The organism is Bradyrhizobium sp. USDA 4451 (assembly GCF_054822585.1).
Map to the genome: position 1 here is coordinate 6,913,950 of NZ_JBTRCH010000001.1, position 15,373 is coordinate 6,929,322.

The following is a 15,373-nucleotide window of genomic DNA, read 5'->3' on the forward strand; positions in this document are numbered from 1 at the left end:
TGCCAAAATATCGAAGAACAACCCCATGCAAAGGAGCCGGCGGCTCACATTCTGCCCCTCGGAGCTTCTTAGGCGTCCATGGAAAGACCGTCCGGACCATCGCGCCCCTGGTGACGGCGAGATCTCTTGCCGTGATCGGCGGCGGGCTCGGGTTCCGGCTCCACACGGTGCAAGGCGTCAAGGATATCGTCGAAGCTGACGGCATTATCCTGAACGGACTGGCTTGCTCCCGGAATCGCGCAAGCGTTTGCCGCCCAGGAGGACAGGATTGCCCGCTTCTCGTACCGTGTCAGATCGCAGTCGTCGACGACGTCCATGGGATGAGCGAACGCGCCGGCCGGGTTCAGCAGCGCGGCCATTTCAAGCGTCGTCGTTCGTCCCTCGATCCTCGGCAGCAGCGCGGAGAGGCGCTCGGGGAACGTCTCTCGCAGAAGTTCCGCCGCGGAAGCCTGCTCTTCGCTCAATCGGCGCTCGACATAGGAGCGCTCAAGATCCGAGAGACGCGTTGCCAGCAGCCTGCGATAGCGGTCGATATTCCTTTGATGCGCGCGCAGCCGTTGCAGGTTCGCTTCGAGCATGGTCCGACCTCCCCGCCTCAGGCAGCGATGGCACGTTCGGTAGAGCGCAATCGGCAGGGCTTGCCTCCGGGAGAGAATTCCGGGGACCGCCATCGAGCTCGCACAGCGCTTCGAGGATCTCGTCGATCGAAACCGGCTTCTTCAGTCCGGCAGGCGAGCGCATCGAGGGGCAAGATGCGATTGCGGAGGCATCCGACGCCCAGGACGCCAGAATTGCCCTCTTCTCGCCGGTTGTCAGGACGGGGTGATTCACCACGTCCTTCGGGTGCTCGAAGACCGTGCCGGGATGAAGCAGCGCGTTGAAGTCGAAAACATTGTCGTCGGCGGTCGTCGGCCGCATGGTATCCTCCTTTTCATTGACGACGAGCGGCAGCCGCGCGGCGCGTCGCGCGGCCGCCAATCTGAGCCCTGACTAGGCTGCCTTGCTAGGCTGCCTTGGCTTCCAGCTTCTGGACGTTGTCGGCCGGCACGCCGTTGATGGCAATCCGGCGCGGCTTCATGGCTTCCGGGATCTCCCGGACCAGCTCGATCTTGAGCAGGCCGTTGTCGAACGCGGCGCTCTTGACCTGAACATAGTCCGCCAGATTGAACTGACGCTTGAAGTTGCGGGTCGAGATGCCGCGATACAGGAAGTCCCGCTCGGCCTTGTCGGACTTGCTGCCTTCGATCGTGACCACGTTCTGCTCGGCCGTGATCGTGATATCGCTTGGCGCAAACCCGGCAACCGCCAGCGAAATCTGATAGCGGTCCTCCGCTAGCCGTTCGATATTGTAGGGGGGATAATTGTCCTCGCCGGCCCGTTGGGCCATTTCCGCGAGGTCAAACAGGCGGTCGAAGCCGACGGTCGAGCGCCACAAGGGAGAGAAGTCGTAAGTGCGCATAGCCAAATCCTCCTAAGAGCAAGATGGATACGAGCGGCACCGGACACGACCGGTGCCCGTCTCACTGCCCGGGCCCATGCGGCGCCCGGACGCCACCATTCGGTGGCGACTAAAAAATTAGCAAAGTCGCTTTTGGTTTCAAGAGGGACGCAGAAAATTTTCTGAAGACCGTTGGCGCTGGCCCGGCGCCTCCGGCTTTCGTTAGCAAACGCCGAAAACTTTCCGCTGGGCTCGGTTGCACCGGTGAGGATTGCGGCCCGTGCACCGCCCATGGCGATGCCCCTTCACCATGAACGCAAGCAGCAATGCGGGCGGCGTCTTCGGCGCCGCCCGCGTTGATTTGGCTTGGAGCACGATCCGGAAAGGTGTCGAGTGGTTCTCCCTTGCGACAAACGCGGAACGCGTTTGCGCGAAGATCAGCTCGAGGCAAAAGCGCGAAAACGATTCAACGCAATCTCGTCGCGCTTTAATGGGCGTTGATAGCGATGCGCTTGACGCCTTCTCGCGGCTTGTCGGATTTCGGCAAGGAGATCGTCAGGACGCCGTTCTTGAACGACGCCTCCGCCTTGTCCTCGTGCACGCCCTCAAGCGGGATCTGGCGCTCGAAAGAGCCGTAATAGCGCTCGGTGAAGTACTTCCCCTCGCCGTTGCGTTCGGCCTTCTTCTCACCGCGGATGGTCAGAAGGCTGTTGGCAATTTCGACCTGGACGTCCTTCTCGGTCATGCCGGGCAGCTCCGCCGAGATGGTCAGGTTCTTGTCGCCATCGTTCAGCTCGAGCCTTGGCCAGCCGAAGCGGCCCTCCATGAGCGGGCTGGTGCCGCCGAAGCCGCGAAACACATCGTCAAACAGACGATTCATCTCCCGATGCAACGTCATGAACGGATCGTAGGTATCGCGCACGGGCGCAAGCTCCTGGTTCTTTGTCCAGGGAATGAGATCACGAATAGCCATGTTTCTTCTCCTGTCGGTACGGGTTTGTTCTCCTGTTGATACGGGCCGGTGCGGGCGCGCCTTGCGCCCACACCCGGCATCCCGATGCTGTGACTGCGGTCAAGATCTGCGGTTCTTTCAAGCGCCTCCTTTGATTTTTTTAAGCTGGAAGCGGCCGCCCGCCCTGCGATGCGGGCGGCCACGATGCAGGCTGGGACATTCCGGCCTCGTCGACTTCAGCTGACGTGGGGCGGGTCCCGCTCGTCATCCCAGGGAAGGCGGAACATGCCGGGGTGGCTGCTGTCCGGCAGCAGCAGGGTGTCGACCTTGAGCAGCGGTGCGTCCGGCTTCCAATCCATCCAGCGCATCGAATCGAGATAGCGGACGGGTGGGAGCGGCAGTGCATGGCCGGCTCGATCGGACGTCACTTTGGGCGTGCTGTCCATGGCGATGGCGCCGGTCGGCGACAACATCGCCAATGCGAAGGCGCCGGCAATAAATCTCCGGCTACGGCTGAAGGTCTCCCGGGCAGCGGAGACGGGTTTTCGATTCCTGGTCATCTCATCCTCCTGTCGGTACGAAGCTGATCCATCCGATCGTCAGAAAGCTGAGGACGAACATGAGCCAATGCAGTACAGCCGTCCCGCTTTTGCGCGATCGAGTTTGCATGCGTCTGCTCATCTTGGGTCTCCTGGTATGTCTCTCCTTTCTCCTTCGAGCATGAGCCGGCCATCGTTGCCGATGGTCTCATCAGCAATTCAGCAATGCTTCGCCGGCGCCGCTGTCGCGGGCTTCGACTTCCTCGGCCCCGGCGACCAGCGTCCAGAACCGGCTCGGCGGCAACCGACTTGGGAATCGAAAAAATGCCCTTCAAGGGCCTGGCCAAATTTTTTTTGCGACTGACAGCGCCGGAATCTAATCTCGGCGGTCAGGCTCGATGAAATGCTGACCGAAGGCGCGATGGTCGCTATGCGCCGAAAAGCGGATACAGCGAGCCGACTGCTGCATGCAGATCACTGGGGCAGCGCCAGCCCGTCGATTTGCATGACGCCAAGCTGGTCGAACAGCTCAATCCGTTCACCGTTCAGCACTGGAATGTAGCAGCGACGACTGGCACCCGAGTTCAGGATACAGAGCTTATCCTCCGCGACCGTCCATGTCCCGGCTGCAGGTTCAAGGGCCTCGTCCCGGTGCGTATAGGTCATCCGGCCGTCGGGATCGAATCGCATTGTGCGCGGACCATCCCTGAGCTTGGGACCGAAGCTGATCGTCCTGCCCTGGAGTTTTGTGGCCAGGGTCTCACTTGTGGGTCGTTCGCCGATCGCTGCGGTGAGCGAGGCATCGGGCCCGGGATCATAACCCTCGGCTTTCAGGATCAGCCAGAAGAGCCTGGCAAAACTACGCATGGAAGGTTCGGTGTAGGGCGTGTCGCGGTCGACACGATGCACCACGACGAGGTCGAGCGCGGGCACGACCAAGGCGTATTGGCCACCTTGACCTTCGGCCCAAAAGCTGCCCTCGGGCAAAGTCACCGTAGGCGCAACGGCACCACCCAGAAAGCCGGTCCACCAGAGATAGCCATAGCCCGGCCCGAACGCCGCTCTCGAATAGCCACGCGTGCTCTCTTCCACCCACTCCCGCGGCACGATCTGGTGTCCGGCCCAATTGCCGTTGTGCAGATAGAGAAGTGCAAAACGCGCCAAGTCCCGTGCGCTCATGCGGATCTCATAGGCGGGGTGGATAGACGCTTCGCCGCGGACGTAGCTGCCATCCTGTTGCCGGTAGTCCTGCATGCCGATTGGCTTTGCTATCTTTTGGTCGAGCGCCTCGAAGATGCCGCTTCCGGTTGCGTGTTCGTAGATCGTGCCGAGCGCGTTGAAGTCCCAATTGTTGTAGTACCAGAAGGTGCCGGGCGGGTGGCTGCCGCGCGGCGGTCGCATCTTGGCCATGTCCGGCGTCTCGTAGAGCGCTGCGTGGTAGACCCCGGAACGCGCTTCGAGGAGTTCGCGCACCGTCGCGCCCTTCTCGCTCCCGCTCAGGCCGGGCGGATTATCGTCGATGCCGAGTTCGCCAAGCGTGCTGTCGAGATTGATCAGGTGATCCGACACAGCGATGCCGATCAGGGCGCTGAGCAGGCTCTTGCGGACTGAAGCGACTTCCATCGGCTTCGTCGTATTGCCCCACTCCGCCACCACCTTTCCGTGCTGAACGATCACAACCGCGCTCGAGCGAAGTTGATCCGAAAAGGATCGCGCCTGGGCCAATACGGTCTCCGACCAGCCCAACTCTGCAGGGGTGACATGCTCCCACTCCGCGGCTGGGAAGCCGTCTTCAGCTGTGGCAGGCCCGAACCGAACCAAACCGCCGAGCAGCACGACGGCGAAAACAATCTGGCGAATATACATTGGATCCCACCCGTTGTTCGCCTAGCCGCGATTCTGTTTCGGCTCGGTCCGGCGCGCCTCGCGCTCGATCGAGGCGGCGACCAGCGGCGCCTGGTCGGCTGCGATCGGCGGCGAGAACACGAAGCCCTGCACCAGGTCGCAATTGAGGGTGCCGAGCACATCCACTTCGGCCGGCAATTCGGCGCCCTCCGCCACCACGGTCATGCCGAGCCCGTGCGACAGCGCGATGATGCCGCCGAGCAGCTTGCGCTTCTCCGGCGCGCTGGAAATGCCGTCCACGAAGGCGCGGTCGACCTTCAGGCAGTCGAACGGCAGCCGTGTCAGATAGCCGAGCGAGGAATAGCCCGAGCCGAAATCGTCCAGCGCCAGCCGGGCGCCGAGGTCGGAGAGCGCCGTCAGCGTGCGGCTGATCCGCTGCTCGGTGTGATCGACGAACAGGCTTTCGGTCAGCTCCAGGCAGAGCAGCTTCGCCGGAAAGCCGGTCTCTGCCAGCACGGCCGCGACCGCCGCCTCGAAATCCACGTTCCAGATCTGCGCCGGCGAGACGTTGACCGAGACGGAGCGTGGCGGCAGCCCGGCATCGAGCCAGGCGCGGCCCTGCCGGCAGGCCTCGCGCAGCACCCACAGGCCGAGATCGACGATCAGCCCGGAGCTTTCGGCGATCGGGATGAACTCCGCCGGCGAGATCGGGCCGCGCTCGGGATGGCTCCAGCGCAGCAGCGCCTCGAAGCCGGTGACGCGGCCGGTCTTCAGGTCCAGCTGCGGCTGGTAATGCGCCTCGAGCGCGCCGGCCTCGACGGCGTGGCGCAGATGCCGGCCGAGATCGAGCCGCTCATCGACCGCCTGGGCGTAGACCGGCTCGAACAATTGCGCCCGGCCGCGCCCGGCCTCCTTGGCCATGTAGAGCGCGAGATCCGCATTGCGCATGGCGGTTTCCGCCGTCGTGCCATGCTCCGGCAAGCGGGCGATGCCGATAGTGGCGCCGACAAAGGCCTCGCCCTCGATGAGTTCGACCGGGGCGGAGAGCTTGCCGATGAGCCGATCGGCAAGCCCGGTCAGCGCGGTGTCGGACGCGCCGTATCCGTCGGCCAGCACGGCGAATTCGTCGCCGCCGAGCCGGGCGATGAAGGCGCGCGGCCCCAATTCCTGCCGCAACGCGGCCGCCACCCGGATCAGCAATTCGTCGCCGGCGGCATGGCCGAGGGAATCATTGACCTCCTTGAAGCGATCGAGGTCGATCAGCAGCAGCGCGCCGCCGCGGCTGCCCGGCGCGCAGCCCTCGATCAGGCTGGCGAGCTGGCGCTTGAACAGCGCGCGATTGGCAAGACCGGTCAGGGGATCGCTGTAGGCGAGCTGCTCGAGCTGGCGCTCGGCCTCCTTGCGCTCGGTGACGTCCTGCACGGTGCCGATGATGCCGATCACCTTGTCGTGGGCGACCTCCGCCTTGCAGATCACGGCCAGATCGCGCGCCGTGCCGTCTGCGTGCAGCACACGCAGGTCGGTGGCCTCGGTCCTGCGGCTGCGCAGCACCCGCTTCTGCACCTCGCGGAAGCGCTCGGCGTCGCCGTCCAGGAAATAGGGCTTCATGCTCGCATCGGTCGGCTCGAACGTGCCGGGCGCAAAGCCGAGCAGCTGGTAGAGCTCGGGCGCCCAGACCGTGCGGCCGGTGTCCAGCCGGTAGCTCCAGGTGCCGATCTTGCCGAGGCGGTGGGCTTCCTCCAGCGCCCGCGTGCGCTGGTCGAGCAGCGCCTTGGCCGCGCGGAGCTGGGTGATGTCGCTCGACGTGCCGCGATAACCGCGGAAGCTGCCATCATCGGCGTAGATCGGCTTGCCGCTGGTGCAGATGCTGACGCGCGAGCCGTCCTGGCCGATCAGCGTATAGGTGAAGTCGCGAAAAGGGCGACGGGCCTCCATGTCGGCGCGGTGCTGCGCCATGGCCTCCGCGTCCTCCGGCGCATAGGCCAGTTCCCAGCGCGCCTTGCGGCCGGCGGCCACCGTCTGGAAGGCGGCATTGCCGGCGAGCGATTTGGGATAAGGCAGCAGGCGATGCTCGGCATCGCTTTCCCAGCACCAATCCGAGGCGGTCGAGACAAAATCGGCCAGCCGCTGCTCGCTCTCCGCCAGGCGCCGCAGCGCGGAGGTCTCCTCGGTGACGTCGCGAACAATGCCGGACACGCGCCGGACCTGACCACGCGCGTCGAAGTCCGGCTCGCCATGCACCACGCAGTCGAGCAGGCTGCCGTCGGAGCCGCGCAGCCGCGTCTGCACGGCATAGGGCCGCCCCTCCGCCCAGCAGGCCGCGTAATGCGACTCCAGAACCTTGCGGCTTTCAGGCAGATAGCGCTCGCGCACCTCAGCGATGGAGACGAAGCCGTCGACCGTCTCGAATTGGTAGAAGGCAGCTAGCTCCGGCGATATCCAGAATTCGGTCGCGGTGGCGCTCTGCGATTCCCAGTAGCCCATGCGGGCGAGCCTGATCGCACAGCGCAGCGACCGCTCCTCGTGCCAGCGGCGACGCGCTTCCCGGGTCGGGGCCTGCCCTTGCGACAATTTGCGAGCGGCCATCGGTCCCCAACTACCACGCTAGCGTACGCGGCGAATACGCTAGCATAGCGCGTCACAACCTTGCAGCGACGCAGATCACAAACCGGGGCTCTTCCGCTTCTTTGGTGTAGTTTCGGTGAATGCTGCAAACCGGCGCCGAGCTCGTTGTTTGAGCACGAAAAACCGCTGCGTCGTTTTCCGGATCACGCGCCAGCGCAGCAGCAGCAGCCTAACGCACCCGCACCAGTTCCAGATCGAGATCGCCGGTGACGGCGGTCTCGATCTGACAGCGCGAGATTCCGATGTCGCGCAGCGTCCGGTCGTCGAGCTGGCGCAGCGTCTTGATCGCCTCGCGGCGCATCCAATGGCCCGCCAGCGCATCGCCCGTCAGTCGGAGCAATCGGAGCAATCCGCCGCGCATGCTGGACCGCGCGGGCGTAGGGGCGGTTGAGGTTACCGTCGTCATCGTCTATCTCCTTCTATGCCCAGACGGCAAAGCTGTGCCGTTGACGCAAATGCCATTTCGCAGCCGCGCCGTCATCACCTCGGGTTGCTTTCGCGCTCCTCGGTACAATCATGGGCTTGTTTCCCCTTAAATGATCCGGTACATTGCTCGGAGCAAGCGAAACATTGTTCTCGGTGCAATAATGTCCCGGTTCGAATATCTGAAGCTGGCGGATGCGGTGGCCGCCGAGATCGCCAGCGGCGCGCTAAAGGCCGGCGACCGCCTGCCGCCGCAGCGTCATTTCGCCTATGACCGCAACATCGCGGTCTCGACCGCGAGCCGGGTCTACACCGAGCTGTTGCGGCGCGGGCTGGTGGTCGGCGAGGTCGGCCGCGGCACCTTCGTGTCCGGTGAAGCGCGCCGCGGCAATGTGGCCCCGCCCGAGCCGCGCGGCGCCCGCATCGACCTCGAATTCAACTATCCCCTGCTGCCGCACCAGGCGACGATGATCGCCAAGAGCCTGGAAGGGCTCGAGCGGCCCGAGGTGCTCGAAGGCGCGCTGCGGCCGGCCACCAGTTTCGGCACCCGGGCGGCGCGGACGATCTCCGCCGAATTCCTCGCACGCAAGAGCTGGTCGCCGAATCCGGATCAGATCGTGTTCACCGCCAATGGCCGGCAATGCATCGCCGCCGCGCTCGCCGCTGTTGTGCCATCAGGCGGACGCTGCGGCGTCGAGGCGCTGACCTATCCCTTCGTGAAGGGCATCGCCGCGCGGCTCGGTGTCTCGCTGGTGCCGCTTGCGATGGACGAGCACGGCGTCCGCCCGGACGCGGTGCAGAAGGCGCATCGCGAGGCGCATCTGTCCGCGATCTATGTCCAGCCCACGATCCAGAACCCGCTCAGCATCACGATGCCGGCCGAGCGTCGCGCCGAGCTGTTGCGCGTGGTGGAGAAGCTCGGCCTCGTCATCATCGAGGATGGCGTCTACGGCTTCCTCGATGACGAGGTGCCGCTGGCGTCGCTGGCGCCGGACAGCTGCATCGTGCTCGACAGCCTGTCGAAGAAGGTCGCGCCGGGCCTCGCGCTCGGCTTCATCGTCTCGCCGCCGCGGCTGCGCGAGAGCGTCATGGCCGCGGTGCGCTCGGGCGGCTGGACCGCGTCGGGCTACGCCTTCGCGGCGGGGCAGCGGCTGATGGCCGACGGCACCGCCGCCGAATTGTCACGGCTGAAGCGGATCGACGCCGGCCGCCGCCAGCAGATCGCGGCGAAGCATCTGGCCGATTTCGAGATCCAGACCAACCCGAAATCCTATCACCTCTGGCTGACCTTGCCGCCGCACTGGCGCTCGCAGACCCTGGTCGCGGCGGCAGCGCGCCGCGACATCGCGCTGACGCCGTCGACCACCTTCGCCGCCACGCCGGGCCATGCGCCCAATGCGGTGCGGCTCGCGCTTGCCGCGCCGCCGATGGAGCAGCTCGATCTCGGCCTGCGCACGCTTGCCGGCATGCTGAGCGCGACCGAAGAGGATTTCGATTCGACGGAGTGACATCGCATCTGCACTCCGAGTTGGCGTTCGGAACGCAGCACCAACATCAATAACCGCAGGCGGCGTACGTCTTTCGAGCGAGACGAAAATGCGCGCCCTCGGCAACGAAGTCGACATCGAGGCACTGGTCGCCTCTGCGATACTCTCCGATCACGCCGCACTGCAGATATTCGAGGTTGATCCGCCAGCGCTTCTCCTGCGGCGAGTAGGTCGCGAAGTCGTGCTGCGCGACAGGCGCCCCCTTGCAAATCCCGGCAACGTATTGCCGCACATCGACGGGCAGATTGTCGATGTGATGGTGATCAAGCGGATCATGCTTGTTGCCCACGCTGCCCTTGGAGAGAGCCGGATGCATGCTCAAGAGGATGAGGCATAGAGCCAGAATGGGGGTCCGGATTGTCATCTGACACTCCAGCTGAAAGCAAATCAGGCGCTAATATTACAGCGTGTTGCTTACAGCCCGCTTACAGTCCGCACGCGCGAAGCGCTGCTTCATTGCGCTTGATTGCGAACCGGCTTCGACGGCAGAGCCGGCGCTAGGCCACCGGCCATTCCGCGACAAATCCCCTCGCCTTGTACGGCTCGATCTTGTCCCATTCGGTCAGGACGCGGCGGCGAAACTCGGGAATGGTGTGCCAGTGCCCGCGGGGGACGGCAAAGCTGTCCACCGTCACCAGCATCTTCTCGACCTCCGGCCAGTGCCGGTGCAGCGTCATCGGATAGCGCCGCGCAGTCCAGCTGTTGCCGAGGCAGATCACGCTTTGGACGTTGGCGAGCCCCAACGCGGCTTCGATCACCGGCAGCGAGAAGATCACATTCTCGCCGGTGTTTTGCGCGCGATGTTCCTCGAGGATCCGCTCGGCCGGCACGCCGCCCGCTACCATCGCGGCCTTGATGATTTCGCATTCCGAGCGGTCATCGCCCGGCGTGATGCCGCCGCTCACGATCGACCAGCGCGCAAAGCCGCCGCGCCAGAGCCGCACCGCCATATCAACCCGCTCGGCGACATCGCCGCGGGTACCGAACACGAACAGCAGATCGGCGGGCCTCAACGGCGTCTCGATCAGGTGCTGCGCATTGATCGCGGCGATCTCGTCGTCAGACGGCATCCGCAAGCTTCGATCCTGCACGCCCCGCTCTCCCCCGCCATAACGTCGGCGCGACGATGCCGCGTGCGGGCCCGGGCACGAAGTCACAATTCATTGCGCTTGATTGCGGGTGACCTTCGGCAGCAGCGCATCGGGCAACCGATCGAAACTGTAGCGCCGCGGATGGTTGCGGGTGACGAAGCCGCCGACCTGCCAGGTGAACAGCGCGGCAAAGCCGACCAGGAACAGCGCGCCCATCCAGTTCGCGGTCCATAGCGCCATCAGCAGCAAGCCGAGCATTGCCACCGCAAGGCAGGCCAGCAGCGCCAGCGCGGCGGTGTATGTCTTCGGCCCGAGCCCTCCGACCAGCCGGGCCGTGCTGCCGGCCGCCTGCATCCTGCGATGCAGCGCGACGATGAAGTCGCGATAGAGATGGCCCTGCGGCGCCACCAACGTCGCGGTCTGCCAGGTGGTCGAGAGGATCGCGATTCGACCGCCTTTGGCGTTGTCGATGTCGGCGCGAAACCGTTGCTGCTGCATCGAGACCGGGCGATAGGACAGCTTCACGGCGGAGATGTCGGCGTAGTCCCAGACGCCCGACCGGCCGGCGATCCGCCACGCCAGCCCGTCCTCGGTCAGTTCGAACTGGTGCGCCGAGCCGATCAACGAGGCCTTGTACGCATAGCGCACCGCTGTGCCCTCGCCTGCCTCCGACCGGTCCTGCAACGCTGTTGGCAATCCGCCGTTCCACCTGATCGAGCGTATCCGCGCGCTTGCGCGGAAGGTCGGGCCTATCCTACAAGCGGGTCATGCCCGAGACGACCTATTTTCCACGCTACCTCATCCTCGGCGGCGCGATGATATCCGGCGTGCTGCTGGCGCTTGCCGTGCACATGCTCGGCGCGCGCTACGGGCTCGATCTCGGCGGCCTGTGGCGCTCCGATACCCGCGAATTCATGCCGGCCGGCGCGGCGATCGCCTGGTGGCTGATCGCATCCGTCGGGTTTTCCGGCGGCTACTTCACCGCCAATCTGATGCACAGCGCCGTCGCCGGCCAGATCCCGCAGCGGATGCGGCAGTTCCTGATCGTCGTCGGCGTGCTGATGCTGGCGGGCGCCGGCCAGGCCGCCTCGGCGCCGAGCACGGTCTCGACCATTTCCGCCGTGGTCGCCGGCCTTGCCGCGCTGTGCCTCGGCGCCGTGATGGCGTTCTGCGGCGCCTATTTCGCCCTGCGCAAGGACTAGAACGCTTTCGAGCGGCGCGATCCGTCTCAGCCGCGCAGCCCGGGCACCAGTTCGGCTCCGGTCTCGACCTTGAGCGACGAACCCGCGAAGTCATTGCCGATCGGCTGGCAACGACCGCCAAGGTGCTTGGCGAGGAATGCTTCGGTGACACCATAAAAGGCGAGCCGATTTTCCGGCCGCACAAAGCCGTGCCCCTCGTCGGCGAATGTGACGTAGGTCACCGGCACGCCACGCTGCTTGAGCGCATTGACCATCTGCTCGGACTCGGCAGCCACGACCCTCACGTCGCGCATGCCCTGGGCGATCAGGATCGGCTTCACGGCGCGATCGATGTGGGTCAGCGGCGAACGTTCGACCAGAAACGAGCGGCCCGCCTCGGTGTCGGGATCGCCGAGCCGGTTTTTCCAGACGCTGATCCACGGGCCCCAGTAGGGCGGGATCGTCGCCATGAAGGTGACCAGATTGGAGATGCCGAACAGATCCACGATACAGGCGAAGACGTCGGGCGTCTTGGTCGCGGCCACCAGCGCCGAATAGCCGCCATAGCTGCCGCCGAAGAAGCCGACGCGCTTCGGATCGGCGATGCCTTGCGCGATCGCCCAATCGACCGCGTCGATCAAATCGTCATGCATCTTGCCGCCCCATTCGTGGTCGGCCGCGGTGACGAAGGCTTTGCCGAAGCCGGTCGAACCGCGATAGTTGACGGCAAGCACCGCATAGCCGCGGCTGGCGAGCCATTGATGGACCGGGCTGAAGCCCCAGCTGTCGCGGTAGTACGGACCGCCATGGATCACCAGCACCAGCGGCACGCGGCCGGCTTCGGCCTCGACCGGCCGGGTCAGGTAGCAGTTGAGGCGCAGGCCATCGCGCGCGGGGATCACCACCGGTTCCAGCTTGCGTAACGCCAGGCCATCGAGTGCGCGGCGCTGGGTGAACAGCTTGTGCACCTCGCGCGTCTTGCGGTCGAGCAGCGCGTATTCGCCGCTCTCGGTATCGCGCTCGTAGTAGATGCTGCCGAGCCGCAGATCGTCGCTGTTGCTGACGAAGCTGATGTCGCCGGCGCCGTGCCGAGTCAGATCGGCGAGATCCTGGCTGACGCCGGGATCGATGGCGTGCCAGCGGACCCGGTCGGTGACCGCCAATGCCGCGATCGGCCGGCGGTGCTCGTCGAAGATCGCGCGCACGATGTCGGCGTCTTCGTCGGCGGCGAGCAGCGTGGTCCGGCGCGTCGCCATGTCGAGCGCGAAGAACGCCGCCTTGTCGCGGCCCCGCGAGTCGATCAGGTACATCGTGTTGCCATCCTCGCTGAAATCGAGGATGTGCGTCGTGTCGGTATCGGCAATCGGCACCGTCGCGAACGGCGTCCAACTGCCGTCCGGACGACGCTCGAACACTTCGGCAGTGCCGTCGGCGGCCAGCCGCGTGGCGATGCGCAACCGGAATGCGCTGTCGGTGACCAGGCCGGCATAGTCCGGATTCTCGTAAACGAGCACGCTTGCGCCGGTCACGATATTGACGCGGTACAGATCGAAATATCGCTTGTCGCGCTGGTTGTGCTGCAGCAGCATCTCGTCGGGAAACTTGCGATCGGATTCCTGCACGAACGACTTGACGCCGGCCTCCGGCGTCAGCGGCACGATCTTGCCGTCCGTGACGTCGACGCTGGCGGCGCGCCAGTTCTCGTCACCGTCGCGCTCGCGAAAGAACACCAGATGGCGGTTGGTATGGGCCCAGCGATACACGTTCGAGATGTTGCGGTCGGTGACGCGGGTGACCGGCCGCGCCGCCTTGAGGTCGGACAGCGGCGCGATCCAGAGATTGTTCACGCCGTCGAGCGGCGCAACCCAGGCCAGCTGCGTCCCGTCGGGACTGAGGCGGACGTTGATGTAATCGGGATTGTCGAAGAACACCCGGCGCGCGATCAGGCCGGGTGCTTCGGCACGCGCCGAACCGGTCAGGTTGGCAAATGGCAGCGAGGCGCCGAGTATGGCGGCGCGGCGCAGCAACAGACGACGGTCGATTGGCGCAGACATCTGATCGGCCCCCTCGGCGACAGCCCTCGACGGTGCAAGGTTAAATGCCGCGCCGCGACCGCGCAACGACGGCCTGGCTCATTGCCGCGCTTGTGATGATGCGCCGATCCAGATCAGCGCGGCGCCGGCAAGCAGCACGCCGGTGGAGATCACCAGTGCCACATGCAGGCCGGCAATGAAGGCCGCGGATCGGCCGACCAGGGAGCCGAACAACGCAACGCCGAGCACGCTGCCGGTCTGCCGGGTCGCATTCAGCACCCCGGCCGCGACGCCGGCATGCCTCGGCTCAGCACTGCCGAGCAGCGTCGATGTCAGAGGCGGCACCAGCAGGCCGAGGCCGCCGCTGATCGCGACGAGTTGCAGGCAGATCGCGGGATAAGCCGTGCCCGGACCGATGAACAGCAGTGCCAGACATCCGGCGGCGGAAACGGCGGCGCCAAGCGCGATCGCCGCCGGCGCGCCGATCCGCTCCGCGAGATGCGGCGCGATCAGGTTGGCGGGCAGCACCGCGCCGAGCATCGGCACGAACGCCAGACCCGTTGCAAACGCCGACAGCCCGTTGATCTGCTGGAAGTAGAGGCTGAGCACGAAGATCAGTCCGTAGAACGCCACATTCACCAGAAGACCGACCAGCGAGGTCAGCGCGAACATCCGACGGCTGAACAGCGAGAGCGGCAGCATCGGCTGCGGCGCGCGCGCCTCTTGCCAAATGAACAGCACGGAGAAGATCGCGGCGAGAACGAAGCCTGCGACCACGAACGGGCTGTCCCAGCCGAGCGCGCCGCCTTCGATGAGCGCGCCGGCCAAAGTGCCGAGCGCGGCAATCGCGGCGAGCTGCCCCGGCAGATCGAGCCGGTGCTGCTGATGGCGGGTGGTTTCGTCGGCAAAACGCCAGGCGAGCCAGAGGCCGGCCAAGCCGATCGGCAGATTGACCAGGAAGATCGCACGCCAACCGACCAGCGTAATCAGTCCGCCGCCGACAAACGGGCCCGCGGTCAGCGCAAGGCTCGCGCCGGCAGCCCAGACGCCGACCGCGCGTCCGCGCGCCTTGTCGTCCGCATAGGCGTGGCGCAGCAGCGCCAGCGAGTTCGGCACCAGGATGGCCGCGGCCAGCCCCTGCACGCAGCGCGCGGCAATCAGTGTCACCGCATCTGGCGCGACCGCGCACGCAACCGATGCCGCGGTGAAGATCGCAAAGCCCGCCATGAAGACGCGCTTGGCGCCGATCCGGTCACCGAGCGCACCCGCGGTCAGGATGAAGGCGGCAAAGGCGATTGTGTAGGCGCTGACCACCCATTGCAGTTCGGCAACCCCGCCGCCGAGCGAGGCGCCGATGGCATTGAGCGCGGTGTTGACGATGGTGACGTCAAGCTGCACGACGCCGTAACCGAGGCTCATCGCGGCGAGCGTCAATGTCGCCGCAAGCCCGGTCCTTTGTGGATCGGACGCCGCGCGCTCGTCCGGCGTGCGCCGGAGGTTCAGGAATGTCTGTTGCATGCTCTTGTCCTCGCTCTGGGCGACCAATGCGAGAGATAGAGCTTCGTTTCTATGAAACACTTCGCCAATGATCGAAGTGTGTCATGGTCGACGCTGGCTGGGCCGTCGCCACCTTGCGCGGCGTTTTGCCTCAATAGACCTACGGACCGGCTCCGGCGCGCCGCGTCCCGGCCGCACTCCA

14 protein-coding genes and 1 pseudogene are annotated in these 15,373 nt (G+C 65.5%); 3 read left to right on the plus strand and 12 right to left on the minus strand.

All coding sequences use genetic code 11. The annotated features are described in order from the left end of the window. Positions 1-68 precede the first annotated feature (68 nt). From ACVMB0_RS32465 to ACVMB0_RS32500, 8 genes and pseudogenes are all read right to left on the minus strand, one after another. On the minus strand, positions 69-578 hold the full coding sequence (locus ACVMB0_RS32465; protein WP_461348809.1) for a hypothetical protein: 510 nt from the start codon (positions 576-578) through the stop codon (positions 69-71). 17 nt (positions 579-595) lie between these two features. Continuing rightward, positions 596-918 (minus strand): annotated as a pseudogene (locus ACVMB0_RS32470) (hypothetical protein). An 85-nt stretch (positions 919-1,003) separates the two neighbouring features. Then, a complete protein-coding gene (gene hspD / locus ACVMB0_RS32475) occupies positions 1,004-1,459 on the minus strand; it encodes a small heat shock protein HspD (protein ID WP_456797863.1) in 456 nt (151 codons plus the stop codon). Positions 1,460-1,925: 466 nt separating this feature from the next. Beyond that, a complete protein-coding gene (locus ACVMB0_RS32480) occupies positions 1,926-2,411 on the minus strand; it encodes an Hsp20/alpha crystallin family protein (protein ID WP_461348810.1) in 486 nt (161 codons plus the stop codon). A gap of 215 nt (positions 2,412-2,626) precedes the next feature. After that, on the minus strand, positions 2,627-2,950 hold the full coding sequence (locus tag ACVMB0_RS32485; RefSeq protein WP_461348811.1) for a hypothetical protein: 324 nt from the start codon (positions 2,948-2,950) through the stop codon (positions 2,627-2,629). Positions 2,951-3,403: 453 nt separating this feature from the next. Beyond that, entirely contained in the window at positions 3,404-4,795 is a 1,392-nt protein-coding gene (locus tag ACVMB0_RS32490; protein WP_461348812.1) for a serine hydrolase domain-containing protein, read from the minus strand. A gap of 21 nt (positions 4,796-4,816) precedes the next feature. After that, positions 4,817-7,360 (minus strand): EAL domain-containing protein, encoded by a 2,544-nt coding sequence (locus ACVMB0_RS32495; RefSeq protein WP_456753803.1) that lies wholly within the window; start codon positions 7,358-7,360, stop codon positions 4,817-4,819. Positions 7,361-7,568: 208 nt separating this feature from the next. After that, a complete protein-coding gene (locus ACVMB0_RS32500; protein WP_456753802.1) occupies positions 7,569-7,739 on the minus strand; it encodes a DUF1127 domain-containing protein in 171 nt (56 codons plus the stop codon). Positions 7,740-7,986: 247 nt separating this feature from the next. On the opposite strand from ACVMB0_RS32500, the gene ACVMB0_RS32505 reads away from it, so the two are divergent. Further along, the gene (locus ACVMB0_RS32505) at positions 7,987-9,330 is read left to right on the plus strand and encodes an aminotransferase-like domain-containing protein (RefSeq protein WP_456753801.1); all 1,344 of its coding nucleotides are present in this window, start codon (positions 7,987-7,989) and stop codon (positions 9,328-9,330) included. A gap of 88 nt (positions 9,331-9,418) precedes the next feature. Beyond that, positions 9,419-9,706 (plus strand): hypothetical protein, encoded by a 288-nt coding sequence (locus tag ACVMB0_RS32510; protein ID WP_456753800.1) that lies wholly within the window; start codon positions 9,419-9,421, stop codon positions 9,704-9,706. 160 nt (positions 9,707-9,866) lie between these two features. Here the strand turns inward: ACVMB0_RS32510 and ACVMB0_RS32515 are convergent, their stop codons facing one another. Both ACVMB0_RS32515 and ACVMB0_RS32520 read right to left on the minus strand, forming a co-directional pair. After that, entirely contained in the window at positions 9,867-10,460 is a 594-nt protein-coding gene (locus tag ACVMB0_RS32515) for a YdcF family protein (protein ID WP_461348813.1), read from the minus strand. A gap of 69 nt (positions 10,461-10,529) precedes the next feature. Further along, the gene (locus tag ACVMB0_RS32520) at positions 10,530-11,144 is read right to left on the minus strand and encodes a hypothetical protein (protein WP_456756492.1); all 615 of its coding nucleotides are present in this window, start codon (positions 11,142-11,144) and stop codon (positions 10,530-10,532) included. 83 nt (positions 11,145-11,227) lie between these two features. Between ACVMB0_RS32520 and ACVMB0_RS32525 the strand changes: the two genes are divergently transcribed. Then, complete coding sequence (locus tag ACVMB0_RS32525) at positions 11,228-11,662, plus strand: hypothetical protein (RefSeq protein WP_456753799.1); 435 nt, start codon at positions 11,228-11,230, stop codon at positions 11,660-11,662. A gap of 26 nt (positions 11,663-11,688) precedes the next feature. Here the strand turns inward: ACVMB0_RS32525 and ACVMB0_RS32530 are convergent, their stop codons facing one another. Together ACVMB0_RS32530 and ACVMB0_RS32535 are read right to left on the minus strand one after the other, a co-directional pair. After that, positions 11,689-13,695: a S9 family peptidase gene (locus ACVMB0_RS32530; protein WP_461348814.1), complete on the minus strand. Its 2,007-nt coding sequence runs from the start codon at positions 13,693-13,695 to the stop codon at positions 11,689-11,691. 78 nt (positions 13,696-13,773) lie between these two features. Beyond that, entirely contained in the window at positions 13,774-15,192 is a 1,419-nt protein-coding gene (locus ACVMB0_RS32535) for an MFS transporter (protein WP_461348815.1), read from the minus strand. Positions 15,193-15,373: the final 181 nt, after the last annotated feature.